We start from the raw sequence: 16,863 nt of genomic DNA, 5'->3' as shown, positions 1-16,863 counted from the left end.
GCTTGGTGATATTACCCCTATGGGGTATAGACAGCGGATGGACATGGCCACTGGTGCGGTTGGGCACACGTTGGGGTTAGCCGATTCGATGACACCGGAGATGCTGCGGATGCTGATCCTGGGGCCTACCTCATCGGCGGCGGTGATCGGCGGCGGTGCAGGCCGTGGCGCCCACGTCGACGGTCGGGCGGTTGCCGGGCGATGACCGGCCACCCGGCGTAGCCGCCGCCGCTGCTGCGCCGGGTGTGCCGTCGTCGTTGTCATATCCCCCGGAGTCCGCGGCGCCCAGGGAAGCGACGGGGGCTCGCGGCGACGCGACCACCGGCTCATCGCCCGCGGCAGGATGGGCCGGTCGTGCCTTGTTGCAGCCCGGCATGCTTGTCTACGCGGGCCTCATCGGCCCGACCGGCCGCCATGCCCACCACGCGGTTCAGGTGCTGCTCACCACCGAGCCAGTCGACGTTGTCGGCGACCATGGTCGGGTGCATCGCGGCACCCGCCTCGTGATCCCGGCCAACACCGCACACCGCATCACCTCTGCCGATGGCCCTGGTGTGATTGTGTTCCTCGACCCTGCCACCGCACCCGGCCGCAACGCACACTCAATCGGAATTGCCGTCTGGCAGCAACCGAACTTGTTACCCGGCCCCATCGATGATGGCGACTTACCCGCTGTGGCGCGGGCTGTTGCCGGTGCTTTCCATACTGCCGGCTGCACCGGCGATCAGTTGCGTCACCGTGCGGTCACCGATGCCCTCGACCTCCTGACACAGCTGGCGCCGGAAGGACCGGTACGCACCGCTGATATCGCCGTACGGATCGGCATCTCCACCACCCGACTGACGCACCTGTTCACCGCTGAGGTAGGTCTGCCGCTGCGCCGTTACGTGTTATGGCTGCGATTGATGATGGCGCTTCGCGCCGTGGCCGCAGGCGACGACCTCACTACCGCCGCCCACGCGGCCGGCTTCGCCGATAGCGCCCACCTCACCCGTACCAGCCGCGCGATGTTCGGGTTGGCGCCGTCCAGCCTGCAGCGCCACGTCCACATCGATGTCTCGCTCGAGTGAGCCGAAACGTTCAAGCCGCTCATCGGGTTGTGCCGCACCATCGAGAGCATGGCTACCTCCCTCGCAACGGCTGGGTCCGCGGTGCTGCGCTATGGATACGCGCCTTTCATGCTTGCTGGGCTCGGCGGCGCGGCGGTCGTTATCGCCGGTGCCGGCGCCCCCAAGTACTTGCTCATCGCGCTGCTGCTCACCGGCATCGCTGCGTCCTTCGCAACTGAGCGAGCGATACCTTACGACACGAGCTGGAACAGCGACCACGCCGACACCAGACGCGACCGGATCCACGTCGTCGTCAATGAGCTGCTAATACTGTGTTCGGTCTCCGCGATCCCCGCGCTAGCGGCCCTCGTCCCGTGGCAGGGCATCTGGCCAACACTGTGGCCCTTCCCCGCCCAGGTGTTGCTTGCCGTCGTGGTCGCCGACCTTGGCATCACGCTGGTACATCTGGCCAGCCACAAAGCCGATTGGCTCTGGCGATTCCACGCCGTGCACCACAGCGTCAAACGGTTCTACGGATTAAACGGCCTGATGAAACATCCCCTCCACCAAGGGGTGGAGATGACCGCTGGAGTGGCTCCGCTGATCCTGATCGGACTGCCCATGACCGTTGCCTACGCCTTGGCGGTACTCACCGCCCTGCAACTGCTGTTGCAGCACTCCAACGCGGACTACCGCGTCGGACCGATTCGACACGTTCTCGCGCTCAACGAGGGACACCGCTTCCACCACCTCAAATGGGCCGGCGTCGGCGACGTCAACTTCGGACTCTTCACGCTCGTCTGGGACCATCTCATGCGCACCTACAGCCAGGACCCATTCCGTCGGTTCGACAGCGATCAGATCGGGTTGGCCGCTCATCCCAACTACCCGACCCGCTACTGGTCACAGCTCACCTACCCATTCACCGCAGCAGGAGGATGCGACTTCCACCCCGAGCGCAGGACCGCACACGACCTCGCCGCCACAGAGGAGAAGTGTTCCCATGGCTAGGCTGGTCGACGCCCTCGGGCTGCCGGCCGAGCACATCGCATGCCAGGGCACACCGGCTCCCGCTAAGCCACCTCCGGTCGGGTGGCCGTGATCTTCCGGTGCTCAGCGGGCGGCGGCAACCCGGCCGAGCCATGCCGACATCGAGTGCTGCAGCACGCGTACCGGCACACGGTGATGACCTCGCGGGCCTGCGCCTCGGTCGCGAAATGATGCCGGAGACAACAACTCCTGTTCAAGCGTGGAGAAGAATACTTGGAGGCGGCGTTGTCGAAGCAGGACCGGAGGCATCCCGGCGATTGGCGCACCCCAAAGCTTTCGGCAGAGCTTCGTGAAATCATTCGCGGTATAAGTGGATCCGCGGTCAGTTATGGGAGATCACGCCATCGATCACGGCGCGCCAGCCGCGCACCGTGGCGGCTATCTTCATCGCGTCGCCGGCTAGCTGGGCGTCCGGGTGTTCCGACCATCGGGCAGGTCAGCAGCCGCCGTCCGCACAAATCAAGCGTCGAGGCCACAAGGGCTTCCCCTCGCCGGTGGGGGCTTCAGTGATGTCGTACACCACTTGAGGTTGGGCGCCGGCGACGGTGTTCACCCCGACCTTCCAACCCTCGTCGACCAGGTCGGCGTGGATGGGGAGCCGGGCTCGGCTAACGACAGGCGCGGTGAGCAGCTCAGCGTCGGCTGAGCGTCAACGTTCCCGCGGTCTTGAGCACCCGGTCAGCGGTGATCCTCTCGGCCCTGCGAGCCTCCCGCTCGAGATAGCGCTGCTTGGAGTCCTCGAACTTGTCGCTGGCCTCCTCGAGCTCCTTGATCAGCACCGCGAGGTCGTCGCGCATCCACGCGCCCTCGCCGGTGAAGTCCTCGCGTTCGAAAATCCGCCACTTCCGCAGCACCGGCATCACCACCTCGTCGAGGTGGATGCGCGGGTCATAGACGCCGCCGACGGCGATGATCACGGCCTTGCGGCGGAACTCCGGCACGGTGAAGCCGGGCATCTTGAAGTTCCGCAGAATCCGGTGCACCGACTTGATCGCCTGGTTGGGCGCAATGTCGAGTCCGGCGCCGCTGACGTCCCGGTAGAAGATCATGTGCAGGTTCTCGTCGTGCGACACCCTGGCCATCAACTGCTCGGCGATGGTGTCGTTGCTGGCCTTGCCGGTGTTGCGATGCGACACGCGGGTGGCCAACTCCTGGAACGAGACATACATCACCGAGTCGAATACGCTCTCAGCAAACATATCGCCCTGGTGGTTCTGGCCCGGGCTGAAACCCCGTGTCATTTGCTCCATGCGAAGCTTCTCCAGCTCGACCGGATCCACCGCGCGGGTCACCACCAAGTAGTCACGCAACGCGGTGCTGTGCCGGTTCTCCTCGGCGGTCCATCGGTTGACCCACTGCCCCCAGGGTCCATCCATGCTAAAGTTCATCGCGATCTCGCGGTGGTACGACGGTAAGTTGTCCTCTGTCAACAGGTTCTGGACCATCGCCACCTGGGCCACATCGGTGAGCTGGCTCTGCCCGGGCTCCCAGTCCTGGCCGTCGAGGGCATAGAAATTCTTGCCGTCCGACCAAGGGATGTAGTCGTGCGGGTTCCACTCCTTGAACATCGAGAGGTGGCGGTTGAGCAGCTGCTCCACCACGGGCTCAAGTTCATGGAGTAGCTGCAGGTTGGTCATTTCCTTCGGCATGAGGGGTCTCCCAGCTATGTGTGCCGTTCAGTAACAGTGAATATATCTGTGAACCCCGGTTACATGCAAGTCAGACACGCTGGAACGGAGTGATCAATCCGAGGTTGCCGTCGTAGCGCGGGTAGAGCAGGTTGCCGCGACCGGTGGCCGGGTCGGTGAAAAACAGCAGCTGAAGCCGGTGTTCACCGGCGCGGTGCACTGCTGCGTCCTCGGTGAGACACGGCGTCGGGCGGGAATTCACGATCAGCGGCACCGCCGGCTCTGACGTGCTCGACGACCACGCCCATCCCGGCGGATACACATGGCGCTGGCGAGCCAGTCGCAGCCCCGAGGGGCCGGCCCGGTACACCACCGCGTCCTCGCCGGTCTCCACGTCGGTGAACAGGTGCGCGTCGTAGTCCATGGCATCCATCACCGCCACCGCCTCCAACGGCGTGGTGCGCTGCAGCACCGCCGATTTCCGGCGTACCACGACGGCCCCGGTGGCGATGGTCAAGAGCCTGCGGGTCGGATCGGGCCAGGAGCGAGGTCGCCACTGCCCGTACATCCGCGCGATATGACGATCCAGCCGCAGCAATGCCGGTGTCAGGTCGTCGATACCCGTCGTGACGGCGAGCACCCGCGCCGGTAGGTCGCCGACGCGCAGGTTCACCTGCATGACCAGCGGCCCGCGGCCACAGGCGCCGGTTTTCAACCGAACCCGAGCGCCTCCGGAGATCTCGTGATGGGCCAGCACCCGCCCCACCGAACGCGCCATGTACTCACCTTGCGAAGCCGACACCCGTGGGCCGGAAAGCACTGTGACATTGGGGAATTCCCCCACCGACCACGGCTTGAGCGCGTACACCCCGCAGCGACCCCGCTTTCTTCTTCGGCCCGAACAGCAGTCGAACTGATCGCTTGAGTCGAAGCGTCCCCGGCCGCCTCACGGTCCGCTAGGGCCGAAAGTCCCTGTGAAGATGTGCTGCTGATCACCGCGCGGGTCCGGTCGAACCGGACTCCGGCGCCGGCTACCGACGTTCAACCAGGTACGGCGCCAACGCAGAAAGCTTCTCGCAGGTCTCTTCGAATTCCCGCTCGGGTTGCGAGGCCTCGATGATCCCGGCGCCGGCTTGCAGCCACGTGCGCCCGTCGCGTTCATAGGCCGCCCGCAACGTCAGCGCCGCATCGAGGCCGCCGGCTGCGGAGAACATCACGACCGAACCCGAATACAATCCCCGCGGACCTTCGTCGAGACGCAAAATGGCTTCGACCCCGCCCGCTTTGGGAATTCCCGACGCCGTTACGGCAGGAAAAAGCGCTTCCAGAGCATCCATCCGATCGCTCGTGGGGTCTAGGCGCGCACTGATCGTTGAGCCGAGGTGTTGCACACTCCCGCGCTCGCGCACCGTCATGAAATCGGTGACGGCCGCGGTTCCCGGCTTCGCGATCTGGGCAATCTCCCGAAATGACGTGCGCACCGAAATAGCATGCTCGACAATCTCTTTGGCGTTGGACTCCAAGTCGCGGCGAGCTTGCAGGTCGTCTGCGACGCCTCGGCCCAGCGCACGTGTGCCGGCCAATGGCTCGGTGACCACGGCGCCGTCGGGCTGAACGGACATGACAAGTTCCGGGCTAAAGCCAAGCGCCCGAATTCCGCCAAGCTGCAACATGAACGATCGCACCGGAGTGTTGTGCCGACGCGCCAGGCGATAGGTCGATGGGAAGTCCAGCTCGAAAGGCACGTCGACACAACGGGATAGGATCACCTTGCGATACCGGCCGGCCAAGATCTCGCGGCGGGCCGTGGCCACCCGGTCGCGATATCCGGACGGGTCGGCGGACAAGTCGACGCTGCGGGACTGCGGCACGCCGGCTATCCCGTCGCGCAGTAACTGGTGCACCGCCTGGCGGTGCTGCGCGCAGGCCCCGATGAAGCAAATCTCGGTCCGGGTCATCACGATGCGGCTTCCCGGCCAAAACACCCGGGCCAACGGCGTGCGGGGCGCCAGCCGCTGCTGCAGCCCGTACCGGTAGACGCCGAATTCGAAGGCGATCCAGCCGAAGACTTGGTCGGTCTCCAGCAGCAGCCGGTCGATGGCTTCGCCCAGCACCAGCGCCGGCCGCCCCGACCAGGCTTGCCGGCGAGTGGTGCCATTGTGGATCACGCGCAGCTCGTCGCTGTCCAGCTCCACCATCGCCTGCACGCCCAAGGCCAGGACCCATTGCCCGTCGTACTCGTAGAGCAGGTACTGCTCGCCGCGGGTCTCGCAGAGGGCGGCGGCCAACCCGGCCGCAAGATCAGCCGGCTCTAGGTTGGCCGGCATCGGAATCGACACTTCAGCGGTACTGGCAGTACTGATCGCGATGCTCCCCTCCACAGCATTAGTAAATGTAGCCTAACCTACTAAATGCTTCCGTGGCCTTGCCGCGCAGATGCCGTCCGCACCAGGGCTCACCGTGAGTCGATCGCTGTGGGGGGCCTTCCTCATGGCATCATCGGGCCGGAGTGGCGCCACCTGGCCGGGCCGAGTTTCTGTCTTCTTCCGCAGGCTGCCGCCAGGTGGGCGGTCGTTCCCGGCGGCTCGCCAGTGCTCACGCCAGACACAGGAAACGCCAAACATTTACCAATCGTTTACTTGCCAGCCACATAACGCCAGATTGCTGTGCGCGCGACTCTCCTAGCATCACTGCCTAACCGGGTGTGTGTCCGCCGGCGACAGCCGTATGCCCACCCGCAGGCAAGCGCACGAGGAGGGACCAGCACATGTTCGTGATCCATCTCGCGGACGGCGAAGAAGTCCATGGTGAAAGCGAGGAGCTCTCGATCAACCAGGACACCGGCGTGCTTACGGTATGCAAGGTCGATGGCTTCGAGGAGACCACGACGCACTACTCGCCCATTGCGTGGCGGACGGTGACCCACCGCAAGCGGGGCATCGGTGTCCGGCCGTCACTGATTTCTTCCGCACGCTGATAGCCCGAACCGGATCACAGCATATTGGCAGCTGATTCACATTGAACTCACGCCATTAGGGTGCTGACAGCACACTGCCAGCACAATTGGCACCGCGGACTGCCACACGGCAGTACCGGGGGTCGCTGGGTGCCCGAAAATACCGCGAATCCAGGGATTTTGCGCGCGTCAAGAGTAGCGGTCCGGCCGCAGCCTCGCTAAATTCTCAGCGTTGTCTGGGGTGTTCCCGGTCGCTCCGCTGAAGGTGGTTGCTTCCTGGATCGCGGCACGAAGCATGGGAGGCGCCAATGCTGCATGAGTTCTGGGAGAATTTCAGCCACAACCTGTTCAAACCGCTGCTGCTGTTCTTTTACTTCGGGTTCTTGATCCCGATCCTCAAGGTGCGGTTCGAGTTCCCCTACGTGATCTACCAGGGCCTCACCATGTACCTGCTGCTGGCCATCGGCTGGCATGGCGGTGAAGAGCTCGCCAAGATCAAGGCGTCCAGCATCGGCACGATCGTCGGATTCATGGTTTTGGGCTTTCTCCTGAACTTCGCGATCGGCGGTCTGGCTTATCTGCTGCTGAGCCGCATGAGTTCGATGCGGCGAGTCGATCGAGCGACTGTCGCCGGCTACTACGGGTCGGATTCCGCGGGGACCTTCGCCACCTGCGTCGCGGTGCTTACCAGCGTCGGCATCGCCTTCAACGCCTACATGCCGGTCATGTTGGCTGTCATGGAGATTCCCGGCTGCCTGGTGGCGCTTTATCTGGTGGCACGCCTGCGGCACCGGGGAATGGACGAGGCCGGGTACATGCCCGACGAGCCGGGCTACACCCCCCCGGCCAAGGTCTCGCTCGGGCCGGGAACCGCGGCACGGCCGGCCCGCGGGGAAACCCTCGAGGCCATCAACGACCGCGGAATCGAGCAGGAGTTGGAGCTCTCGCTGGAAAAGCAGGAGCACCCGGATTGGGAGGAAGCCGCGGAAGGCAGCCGTAAGGCATCCCTGTTCTCGCGTGAGCTGCTGCAGGAAGTCTTCCTCAACCCTGGGCTGTGTCTGCTGCTCGGCGGCATCGTCATCGGCCTCGTCAGCGGACTGCAAGGAGAGAAAGTCGTCCACGACGACGACACCTTCTTCGTCACCGCCTTCCAGGGTGTACTGGCGCTGTTCCTGCTCGAGATGGGCATGACGGCATCGCGCAAGCTCAAGGACCTGAGGACCGCGGGTCGGGGGTTCATCTTCTTCGGCCTAGTGGCGCCGAACCTCTTTGCGACGCTCGGAATCGTGGTCGCCCACAGCTACGCCTACCTGACCAATAGCGACTTCAAGCCGGGCACCTACGTGTTGTTCGCGGTGCTGTGCGGCGCGGCGTCCTACATCGCCGTTCCGGCGGTGCAGCGGCTGGCGATCCCCGAGGCAAGTCCGACGCTGCCGCTCGCCGCATCGCTGGGTTTGACGTTCGCCTATAACGTCACGATCGGGATCCCGCTCTACATCGAGGTCGCCCGCATGGTCGGGCAGTGGTTCCATACCTCCGCGTGACCGCGGATCACCCCAGCAGCGTGCGCACCACGGCGTCGGCCAGCAAGCGCCCCCGGTCGGTCAGGACCAACCGGTCACCCTCGGCGACGAGCAACGCCTCGTCCGCCCCGCCGGCCAACAGGGCTTCGGCGCGTTGGCGTTCGGCGGCGTCGAGCCGGGCCACCGGTAACCCCTGACGCAACCGGATTCTCAGCAGCACATCCTCGGTGTGCAACGCGTCGGCTCCGAGCTGCTCGAAGCCCGCCACCGGCAGCGTCGCACCGGCCACCAGCTCGGCGTAGGCGTTGGGATGTTTGACGTTCCACCATCGCGTCGCGCCGACGTAACCGTGCGCACCGGGACCGGCGCCCCACCACTGGCCACCGTCCCAGTACCCGAGGTTGTGTCGGCACTCGCCACCCGGGCGGGCCCAGTTGGACACCTCGTACCACCTCAACCCGGCCGCGGTCAGCCGCGCGTCGGCCAACTCGTAACGATGGGCGAGCACGTCGCCGTCCGGGGCGCTCAGCTCACCGCGCCGCACGCGCCGGGCGAGCGCCGTTCCGTCCTCGACGACCAGGGCGTAGGCCGAAACGTGGTCGACGCCGGCGTCGATCGCGGCCTCTATCGAACGCAGTAGATCGTCGTCGGACTCCCCCGGGGTGCCGTAGATCAGGTCGAGGTTGACGTGTTCGAAGCCTGCGTCCATGGCCTCGCGCGCGGCGGCGGTGGCCCGGCCGGGCGAGTGCACCCGATCCAGGGTGGCCAGCACCCGCGGCGCCACCGATTGCATGCCAAGCGATACCCGCGTATAGCCGGCCGCCCTGATCGCGTCGAAGAACTCGGGCCAGGTGGACTCGGGATTCGCCTCGGTGGTGATCTCGGCATCGGGCGCCAGCGCAAAACAGTCGCGAACCATGCCGAGCAACGTCGTCAGGCGCTCACCACCGAGCAGCGACGGCGTCCCGCCGCCGACGAATACCGTGTTCAGCGTGGGCGCGTCGAGCCGTGTGGCCGCCAGCTCGAGTTCCGTCCCCAGGGCCAGCAACCAGGCGTCCGGGTTGACGCCGCCCAGCTCGGCCGGGGTGTAGGTATTGAAGTCGCAATACCCGCATCGGGTCACGCAGAACGGGACATGCACGTACAGCCCGAACGGCTGTCCGCGACTGCGCAGCATCCCAGGTAGCTCGACTGGTCGCTCGCGAAGAGTCATGCCAAATCTTCGCACGGCGTGCCGGTGCGCCGCGCCGCCTACCCGGTGCCCGTCAGACCCGGCTGGCCCAGCAACGACCCGCCAGCGCCGCCCAGGCCACCGTTACCGTTGGGTGGGCCCAGGCCGCCGTTACCAGCGTTGCCGCCGTTGCCGATGACGACGGCGTCGCCGCCGCGGCCGCCGTCGCCCCCAGTCGCGCCAGGTGCGCCCTGGCCGCCGGCGCCACCCACACCGAAAAATCCGCCGGCGCCGCCTGCTCCGCCGCTGCCGACGATTCCCGCAGCGCCGCCCACCCCGCCCTGGCCGCCGTCGAAAAGTATTGACAGCCCGCCGTTTCCGCCGGCACCGCCGGAGCCAAACAATCCGCCGGCACCGCCGGCCCCGCCCTTGCCACCGTTTGTGGTATTGCCGATTCCGCCGTTACCGCCGGCGCCGCCGTTGCCGAATAACCCTGCCGGCCCGCCATTTCCGCCGTTTTGGCCGGTTCCGCCAGAGCCGCCCGCGCCGCCATTTCCGATCAATACGCCGCCGGGCCCGCCATTTGCCCCGGTGCCAGGGGCTCCGTCGGCGCCGTTGCCGATCAGCGGACGGCCCGGCAGTGCCAAGCTGGGCGCGTTGATCGCATTCAGCATGCTCTGTGCGGGATTAGCGGCCTCGGCACTGGCATAGGAGCCCGCACTCGCGGCGAGATTCTGGACAACATGAAATGCCGACGCTTGGGCAGCGAGCGCTTGATATGCCCGACCACGTGCTCCGACCCGTACAACCCCTAATCCGGAAACGAAGGCGACAATTATTTTCTTAGCGCAACAGTTTCTAGCGCGGCCAAATAACGTTTTGGCGGCGATCGCCCGGTCGACCTCCCGACCAGGGCGCCGCAGCCACGCTCCTCCCCCATCCAGCCGGGATTGCCCCCAGATTTTGCTCACGGTGAGAACAAATCGGACCTGGTCGCACGGCCGGCTGCGGGCCATGGCAGAATGTCGGTGTGACCGTCGCCCATTCGACCCCGCTTCTTGCGCTGGTAGTGCGTCGGCACATCGACCTCAAGCGCGTCTGCAGCTGTTGCTGTCGGCCTTGACGTCGTAGACCCAGCCCACCTGTACCTCCAGCTGGCCACCGGATCTGCGCCTCCCCGTAAGAATCGGTGGTTTCCGCGCGCCAAGGTCGGCAATGTTCGCGAAGGAGAACGGCCCAATGACCACAACCCGTCCCGCCAAGCCCCGCAACGAGGGCCAATGGGCGCTGGGAGATCGGGAGCCACTCAACGCCAATGAAGAGCTGAAAAAGGCGGGCAACCCGCTCGACGTCCGGCAACGTATCGAAAACAGCTACGCCCAAAGCGGATTCGATAGCATCGACAAGGACGACCTGCGCGGGCGGTTCCGCTGGTGGGGCCTGTACACCCAACGTGAACAGGGCTACGACGGCTCCTGGACCGGTGACGAGAACATCGAGAAGCTCGAGGCCAAGTACTTCATGATGCGGGTTCGCTGCGACGGCGGCGCCATCTCGACGGCGGCGCTGCGCACCCTGGGCCAGATTTCGACCGAATTCGCCAGGGACACCGCCGACATCTCCGATCGGGAGAACCTGCAATACCACTGGATTGAAGTGGAAAACGTCCCCGAAATCTGGCGGCGGCTGGACGCGGTCGGACTGCAGACCGCCGAAGCCTGCGGTGACTGCCCGCGCGTGATCTTGGGCTCACCGCTGGCCGGTGAATCGCTGGACGAGGTGCTCGACCCGACCTGGGCGATCGACGAAATCGTGCGCCGCTACATCGGCCAGCCCGACTTCGCCGACCTGCCGCGCAAGTACAAGACCGCCATCTCGGGCCTGCAGGACGTCGCGCACGAGATCAACGATGTCGCGTTCATCGGTGTCAACCATCCCGACCACGGGCCGGGACTGGACCTGTGGGTCGGCGGCGGGCTGTCGACCAACCCGATGCTGGCCCAGCGGGTCGGTGCCTGGGTGCCGTTGGAAGAGGTGCCCGAGGTGTGGGCGGCAGTGACCTCGGTGTTCCGTGATTACGGCTACCGGAGGCTGCGCTCCAAGGCGCGGCTCAAGTTCCTGATCAAGGACTGGGGTATCGAGAAATTCCGGCAGGTGCTCGAAACCGAATACCTCAAGCGTCCCCTCATCGACGGTCCGGCCCCCGAGCCGATCAAGCATCCGATCGACCACGTCGGGGTGCAACGGCTCAAAAACGGCCGCAACGCCGTCGGAGTCGCACCTATCGCCGGACGGGTGTCCGGCACCATCTTGTCGGCGGCGGCGGAGCTGGCCGAGCGGGCCGGGTCGGATCGGATCCGGTTCACGCCGTACCAGAAGCTGGTCATCCTCGACATACCCGACGCCTCGCTCGACGCCACCGTCGCCGGCCTGGAGGCGCTGGGTCTCCAGTCCAGCCCGTCGCGCTGGCGCCGTAATCTGATGGCGTGTAGCGGAATTGAGTTCTGCAAGCTGTCCTTCGCCGAAACCCGGGTCCGGGCACAGTCATTGGCGCCCGAACTGGAGCGCAGGCTGGAAGACATCAACTCCGCACTTGACGTACCGATCACGGTCAACATCAACGGCTGCCCGAACTCGTGTGCGCGAATCCAAGTCGCCGACATCGGGTTCAAAGGGCAGATGGTCGACGACGGTCATGGCGGTTCGGTGGAGGGCTTCCAGGTGCACCTGGGCGGAAGCCTCGGCCTGGACAGTGGTTTCGGCCGCAAACTGCGTCAGCACAAGGTCACCAGCGACGAGCTGGGCGACTACATCGAGCGGGTGGTGCGCAACTTCATCAAACATCGAGCCGACGGCGAACGCTTCGCGCAGTGGGCGATTCGGGCCGAGGAGGACGACCTGCGATGACTTCCCCGGCAACTAAACCGACCGAATCGGAGCTGCGGGAGTTGGCGGCGCGCGCTGCAGCCGAACTCGACGGCGCCAGCGCCACCGAACTGCTGCGCTGGACCGATGAAACCTTCGGCGGCGTCAACGGACCCCGCGGCCGGGCAACCTGCAACTATGTGGTCGCTTCCAACATGGCCGACGCCGTGCTGGTCGATCTGGCCGCCAAGGTGCGGCCGGGCGTGCCGGTGATTTTCCTGGACACCGGATACCACTTCGCGGAGACCATCGGCACCCGCGATGCGATCGAATCCGTCTACGACGTCCGGGTCCTCAATGTCACTCCGGAGCATTCGGTCGGCGAACAAGACGAATTACTGGGCAAGGACCTGTTCGCCCGCGACCCGGGCGAGTGCTGCCGGCTGCGAAAGGTCGTCCCGCTGGGCAAGACCCTTCGCGGCTATTCGGCCTGGGTGACCGGACTGCGCCGGGTCGAGGCAGCGACCCGCGCCAACGCCCCGCTGATCAGCTTCGACGAAGCGTTCAAACTGGTGAAGGTCAATCCGCTGGCCGCCTGGACCGACCAGGATATGCAGGACTACATCACCGAACACGACGTGCTGGTGAATCCCCTTGTGTACGAAGGCTATCCGTCGATCGGCTGCGCCCCATGCACAGCCAAGCCGAGTGACGGCGCCGACCCGCGCAGCGGCCGTTGGCAAGGGCTGACCAAGACCGAATGCGGGCTGCACGCATCGTGACGACACTCGTCCTGACCGCGCACGGCAGCGCGGATCCTCGGTCGGCGGCCAATGCGCGGGCGGTGGCAGACCGCCTGGCTGGCCTGCGGCCGGGCGTTGACGTGCAGGTGGCGTTCTGCGAACACAATCCGCCGAGCCTGGCCGAAGTGCTCCGGGAGTGTGCTGCCGACGCCATCGTCACTCCCCTGCTGCTGGCCGACGCGTACCACGCCCGCGTCGACATCCCCCGCCAGATTGCCGGCTCTGTCGCCTTTGGGCGCACTAACACGGTCCGGCGGGCCGATGTGCTCGGCGAGGACGACCGGTTGGTGACGGTGTTGCACCAGCGGCTGGCGGAGCTCGGGGCTTCGCGCCGCGATGACGCCCTCGGTGTGCTGGTGGTGGCAATCGGGTCGTCGAGTGCTTCGGCCAACGCCCGCACCGCGGCGGTAGCGTCGAAGCTGGCCGCCGGCACCCGATGGGCCGGGGCCACAATCGCCTTCGCCACCGCGCCCGATTCGCTGCCCATCGCCGTCGACGAGTTGCTCGGCCGCGGCGCCCGCCGGCTGGCGATCGCGTCGTGGTTCCTCGCGCCGGGCGTGCTGACCGACCGGGTGCACAGCTACGCGGATCGCGCCGGCATTCCGATCACAGCGCCTTTGGGTGCACACCATCTGGTTGCCGAGACGGTGCTGGATCGCTTCGATCAGGCGGCGGCGGAACGCATCGCCGCCTGACGCCGGGCAACGCTGCAGACACCAGCCCGCCGCAGGGCAGGAATCGGTCGAGGCTCGAGTTCCAAGCCGCCGACCCCTGATTGGTGCGCTGAAGGCGCTGGCGCTCAGGGGGATTCGGCGCCAGACCGGCCGGCAATGCGAGCACCTGCCGGTCTGCGTCAGTGCCGGGTGCGTCGCAGCCGCCATCGCGGCCGAAAGCATTGCCCGCTAAATGTGACCGGGTGCCGACGGGAAGTGCATCTCGGGCATCTGTGGTGCATCGATGTGCGGGGCCTCGGGCAGCTGTGGCGCGTCGACCCGCGGGGCCTCGGGCGGTGGGTCCGTGTCCATCGGTGGGGCCACCGGCTCCATGGGCTTGGGGGCATACGGACCCCCGGCGCACACCCCATCGCCGGGCATCCTGGCGCACTGCGGATCGTCGGGGCCGGTGGGGGGACCCTGGTAATACGGGCCACCGTGGCATATCGGGTCCAACGGCATCTGGATGCATCGCGGATCATTGGGGCTGGTGGGAGCGTCCGCGCCGGAAGGATCGCCAGGGTTGGGATCGTCGAGCAGAACCGGCGGGGCGAGCGTGCGACCGGAGCCGGGAGTTGCGTTCGCCGGCACCGTCACACCCGCCATGGGCGTCGCGACAAGCGCCGCGACCAGTGCAATTTTCGTCATTGTGCCGCGGACACCCGAAGCCACTATCCCGTTCATCGACCACTCCTTATGTTGCGGACCCAAGCGGCGGCGCTGCCGTTGGCATCTGTTGAAACGCGGCATGGCGACGCGTTACGCCGCAGATCCGACCGACCGATAGTACATCTAATTAGATCGCTCGGGGCCCGGTGCTGTGGCTGTGAAACCTGTCGCCGGTCGAATGCCGACGGTGGACACATCGGTTCGGCAATTCCGGCGTCGCACTGCGGCCGTCTTGGTCTTGGCCCGGATCGCCTTGGGACTCACGGAGATTCGTGAGAGCTCCGGCAGCGGAAAATCCGGTGAGGCGCTGGCATTTTGGGCCGTGGTGGCAGACGGTGTGAGGTTTCCCACGGTTGACGGTTCGCCATCTGCAGCAGCCGGGTGCAAGGCGACTTCGCCACCCACAAGCCACCGCAGACGAGCCGAGCGGTAAGCCGACAACGCCGTCGCCCTTACCGGCAACCTGCGGCCCACCGGGCAACGCATGGACCGTGTGACATCGCTTCGACGGGGTACCCACCAATGACCTGGTTGCCAGTTACCATGCCTGAGCCGCGAGGGAGGCCACAAACCCATGACCGCGCTGCCCCCGGATCCCGATCCGGCGAGAACCCCGGCCCTCGAACCCGGCGGAGGTGTCACGCCCGGCTCCACGCCGCCGGACTCGGCGCAAACTGCGGGGGTGTCGGAGCCACAACCCCGGCCCCGGCGAAGAATCACCCCTGCGGCGCTCGTCAGCCTTGTCGTCGTCGCGCTTTTTGTGCTGCTGTTCGTGGTAGTGGCACTGGCGCTTGCCCTGCACTTGCACTAGCCGCACCGGTCGAGACCCACCCCGGGTCAGCGCGGTGCGGCCATGTCTGAGCACCGCCGGCCGCCGTAATGGGCGGGACCGCGCGCGCCCGGTCCCGCCTGTCCGTATTAGACAACTATGGTTGACAGTATCACTTGCCGCCTTCTACTATTTTATTGTCAACTGCATTCGACATTCTGAAGACTACGAGCGGTCGCCTCGATCCGACGGGGCCGTCGAGCCGCCAGCCGACGCCCTAATCCGCAGCTGCGTAACCGAAAGTATTGGGCTGTCGAAGTTTTCAGCTGAAATATCCAACCTCGATCGTGAGGTTCACCCGCGGAAGGGAGCTTCACCGGAACGCTGGGGCCGGCGAGCGCGTAATGACGGCCGCCTGAGCCAACCCGCTATCCACTGTCTGGCGAGAATGAAAGGCATCAACAGTGAGCAAGAAACTGGTCATCGTCGGCGCCGGGATCGGTGGACTCAGCGTGTCGACGAGATCCGCCGATCCGCAACGCCGGTAACGGATCTGGACATCACCCTCATCGATGAAGACTTTTCGCACTTCCTTGGATTCACCTTGCCGTGGGTCATGCGGGGATGGCGCGACTAGGACAGCGTCCCGATCCTTTCCACCGTTGAAGCGTTGTCCGGGATCACCACCATCACCGCCAGGGTCACCGGTGTGGATCCCGATGCCAAGACGGTCGCATTGGCCGACATTTCCGAAATCGGTTATGAAGCAAACGCGCTCGCAGCGGGATCACGCATCGCTATCGAGATGATCCCCGGATTGCCGGAAGCGGTCGCCAGCGGCTCGGCCGTCCACTATTACGCCACAGCAGCGGCAGCGTCCGCACACCGCGCGCTGTCGGTATTCGCCGGAGGCAAGCTGGTGTTCCTGATCACCTCGCAGCCGTACCGATGCCCGGTGGCCCCGTATGAGGGGGCTCTGTTGGCCGCAGACTTGTTGCGTGAGAACGGAACCCGTGCCGCGACTCAGATCTCGATTTGTACCCCGGAGCAGCAACCGATGCCGTCGGCAGGTCCCGACGCCGGTCCCGAACTCGTCGGCCTGCTGAATCCTGAAGGCATCGACGTCTATTGCGAACAGACCGTCGATCGCATCGATCCAGGCGGCCGGACAATCCATTTCCAGGATGGCCAGAGCGTCGATTTCGATCTGCTGGTGTTCGTTCCGTCGCATCAGCCCGCGATCACCCTCGGTGAACCGGGGTGGATCGCAGTCGACCCGGCCACCATGCAGACACAACACTCGGGGATATGGGCGGTCGGTGACATCACAGCGATCACCTGCCCGTGGGGTAAGCCCCTGCCCAAAGCGGCGATCTTCGCGAAGAACGGCGCAGCAGCCGCCGCCACCAACGTGCTGAACTACCTGGGCCAGACCGACGACAGCGCCACCCTCTCGGGTCGGGGTCACTGCTTCATCGACACCGGGGCACACCACTTTGCCAAGGGTTGCGAATTGTTCGGCAAGACGCGCGTAAATGTACGTGTTTGTGAGTGAATGTATGTTTGATTAGCCGGTGTGAAGTTGGCGGCGTGGGCGCGGTCGGTGGGTGTGCATCCGCAGACGGCGTATGCGTGGGTGCGTGAGGATCGGATGCCGGTGCCGTATC

Annotated in this window: 15 protein-coding genes and 2 pseudogenes; 11 read left to right on the top strand and 6 right to left on the bottom strand. The window is 65.7% G+C overall.

What is annotated here, in order from left to right:
• Window positions 1–37 precede the first annotated feature (37 nt).
• From CDN38_RS29050 to CDN38_RS22690, 3 genes are read left to right on the top strand one after another with little or no spacing between them, the layout of a single operon-like run.
• Entirely contained in the window at window positions 38–205 is a 168-nt protein-coding gene (locus CDN38_RS29050; protein WP_161951651.1) for a hypothetical protein, read from the top strand.
• On the top strand, window positions 165–1,070 hold the full coding sequence (locus CDN38_RS22695) for a helix-turn-helix domain-containing protein (RefSeq protein ID WP_233026988.1): 906 nt from the start codon (window positions 165–167) through the stop codon (window positions 1,068–1,070). The genes CDN38_RS29050 and CDN38_RS22695 overlap by 41 nt, the downstream gene beginning before the upstream one ends.
• A 48-nt stretch (window positions 1,071–1,118) precedes the next feature.
• Window positions 1,119–2,060, top strand: a complete 942-nt coding sequence (locus CDN38_RS22690; protein WP_180276374.1) for a sterol desaturase family protein — start codon at window positions 1,119–1,121, stop codon at window positions 2,058–2,060.
• 671 nt (window positions 2,061–2,731) lie between these two features.
• Here the strand turns inward: CDN38_RS22690 and CDN38_RS22685 are convergent.
• The 3 genes from CDN38_RS22685 to CDN38_RS22675 form a co-directional block, all read right to left on the bottom strand.
• Window positions 2,732–3,748: an acyl-ACP desaturase gene (locus CDN38_RS22685; RefSeq protein ID WP_075511399.1), complete on the bottom strand. Its 1,017-nt coding sequence runs from the start codon at window positions 3,746–3,748 to the stop codon at window positions 2,732–2,734.
• A gap of 70 nt (window positions 3,749–3,818) precedes the next feature.
• Window positions 3,819–4,505 (bottom strand): sigma 54 modulation/S30EA ribosomal C-terminal domain-containing protein, encoded by a 687-nt coding sequence (locus CDN38_RS22680; RefSeq protein ID WP_082277196.1) that lies wholly within the window; start codon window positions 4,503–4,505, stop codon window positions 3,819–3,821.
• A 253-nt stretch (window positions 4,506–4,758) separates the two neighbouring features.
• Entirely contained in the window at window positions 4,759–6,054 is a 1,296-nt protein-coding gene (locus CDN38_RS22675) for a salicylate synthase (RefSeq protein WP_075511417.1), read from the bottom strand.
• Window positions 6,055–6,494: 440 nt separating this feature from the next.
• Here CDN38_RS22675 and CDN38_RS22670 point away from each other — a divergent pair, with 440 nt between their 5' ends.
• Together CDN38_RS22670 and CDN38_RS22665 are read left to right on the top strand one after the other, a co-directional pair.
• Window positions 6,495–6,704 (top strand): hypothetical protein, encoded by a 210-nt coding sequence (locus CDN38_RS22670; protein WP_075511401.1) that lies wholly within the window; start codon window positions 6,495–6,497, stop codon window positions 6,702–6,704.
• Window positions 6,705–6,991: 287 nt separating this feature from the next.
• On the top strand, window positions 6,992–8,227 hold the full coding sequence (locus tag CDN38_RS22665) for a sodium-dependent bicarbonate transport family permease (protein WP_075511402.1): 1,236 nt from the start codon (window positions 6,992–6,994) through the stop codon (window positions 8,225–8,227).
• 7 nt (window positions 8,228–8,234) lie between these two features.
• Here CDN38_RS22665 and hemW read toward each other — a convergent pair whose 3' ends face one another.
• Both hemW and CDN38_RS22655 read right to left on the bottom strand, forming a co-directional pair.
• Entirely contained in the window at window positions 8,235–9,419 is a 1,185-nt protein-coding gene (gene hemW, locus CDN38_RS22660; RefSeq protein WP_099319192.1) for a radical SAM family heme chaperone HemW, read from the bottom strand.
• A gap of 41 nt (window positions 9,420–9,460) precedes the next feature.
• Window positions 9,461–10,174, bottom strand: a pseudogene (locus CDN38_RS22655) (PGRS repeat-containing protein); the annotation flags it as partial.
• 233 nt (window positions 10,175–10,407) lie between these two features.
• Between CDN38_RS22655 and CDN38_RS32490 the strand changes: the two are divergent.
• The 4 genes from CDN38_RS32490 to CDN38_RS22635 all read left to right on the top strand — a co-directional run bounded on the left by CDN38_RS32490 (window position 10,408) and on the right by CDN38_RS22635 (window position 13,740).
• Window positions 10,408–10,500, top strand: coding sequence for an Ms4527A family Cys-rich leader peptide (locus CDN38_RS32490; protein WP_368773218.1), 93 nt, complete (start codon window positions 10,408–10,410; stop codon window positions 10,498–10,500).
• 116 nt (window positions 10,501–10,616) lie between these two features.
• On the top strand, window positions 10,617–12,284 hold the full coding sequence (locus CDN38_RS22645) for a nitrite/sulfite reductase (RefSeq protein WP_180276373.1): 1,668 nt from the start codon (window positions 10,617–10,619) through the stop codon (window positions 12,282–12,284).
• A complete protein-coding gene (locus tag CDN38_RS22640) occupies window positions 12,281–13,024 on the top strand; it encodes a phosphoadenylyl-sulfate reductase (RefSeq protein ID WP_075511404.1) in 744 nt (247 codons plus the stop codon). Before CDN38_RS22645 ends, CDN38_RS22640 begins: the two co-directional genes overlap by 4 nt.
• Window positions 13,003–13,740 carry a sirohydrochlorin chelatase gene (locus tag CDN38_RS22635; RefSeq protein WP_075511405.1) on the top strand — a complete coding sequence of 246 codons (738 nt, stop codon included), beginning with the start codon at window positions 13,003–13,005 and terminating at the stop codon, window positions 13,738–13,740. Before CDN38_RS22640 ends, CDN38_RS22635 begins: the two co-directional genes overlap by 22 nt.
• Before the next feature lie 207 nt (window positions 13,741–13,947).
• Here the strand turns inward: CDN38_RS22635 and CDN38_RS22630 are convergent, their stop codons facing one another.
• Entirely contained in the window at window positions 13,948–14,442 is a 495-nt protein-coding gene (locus CDN38_RS22630; RefSeq protein ID WP_142361317.1) for a hypothetical protein, read from the bottom strand.
• A gap of 559 nt (window positions 14,443–15,001) precedes the next feature.
• On the opposite strand from CDN38_RS22630, the gene CDN38_RS22625 reads away from it, so the two are divergent.
• Window positions 15,002–15,238 carry a DUF6480 family protein gene (locus CDN38_RS22625; RefSeq protein WP_075511407.1) on the top strand — a complete coding sequence of 79 codons (237 nt, stop codon included), beginning with the start codon at window positions 15,002–15,004 and terminating at the stop codon, window positions 15,236–15,238.
• Window positions 15,239–15,660: 422 nt separating this feature from the next.
• Window positions 15,661–16,703: pseudogene (locus CDN38_RS22620) on the top strand (NAD(P)/FAD-dependent oxidoreductase); the annotation flags it as partial.
• Between the last annotated feature and the right edge of the window lie 160 nt (window positions 16,704–16,863).

Origin of the sequence: Mycobacterium ostraviense (assembly GCF_002705925.1) — a bacterium.
GTDB lineage: Bacteria > Actinomycetota > Actinomycetes > Mycobacteriales > Mycobacteriaceae > Mycobacterium > Mycobacterium ostraviense.
The sequence above is the reverse complement of the archived record's forward strand: the minus strand, read 5'-3'. Positions and strand labels throughout refer to the sequence as shown.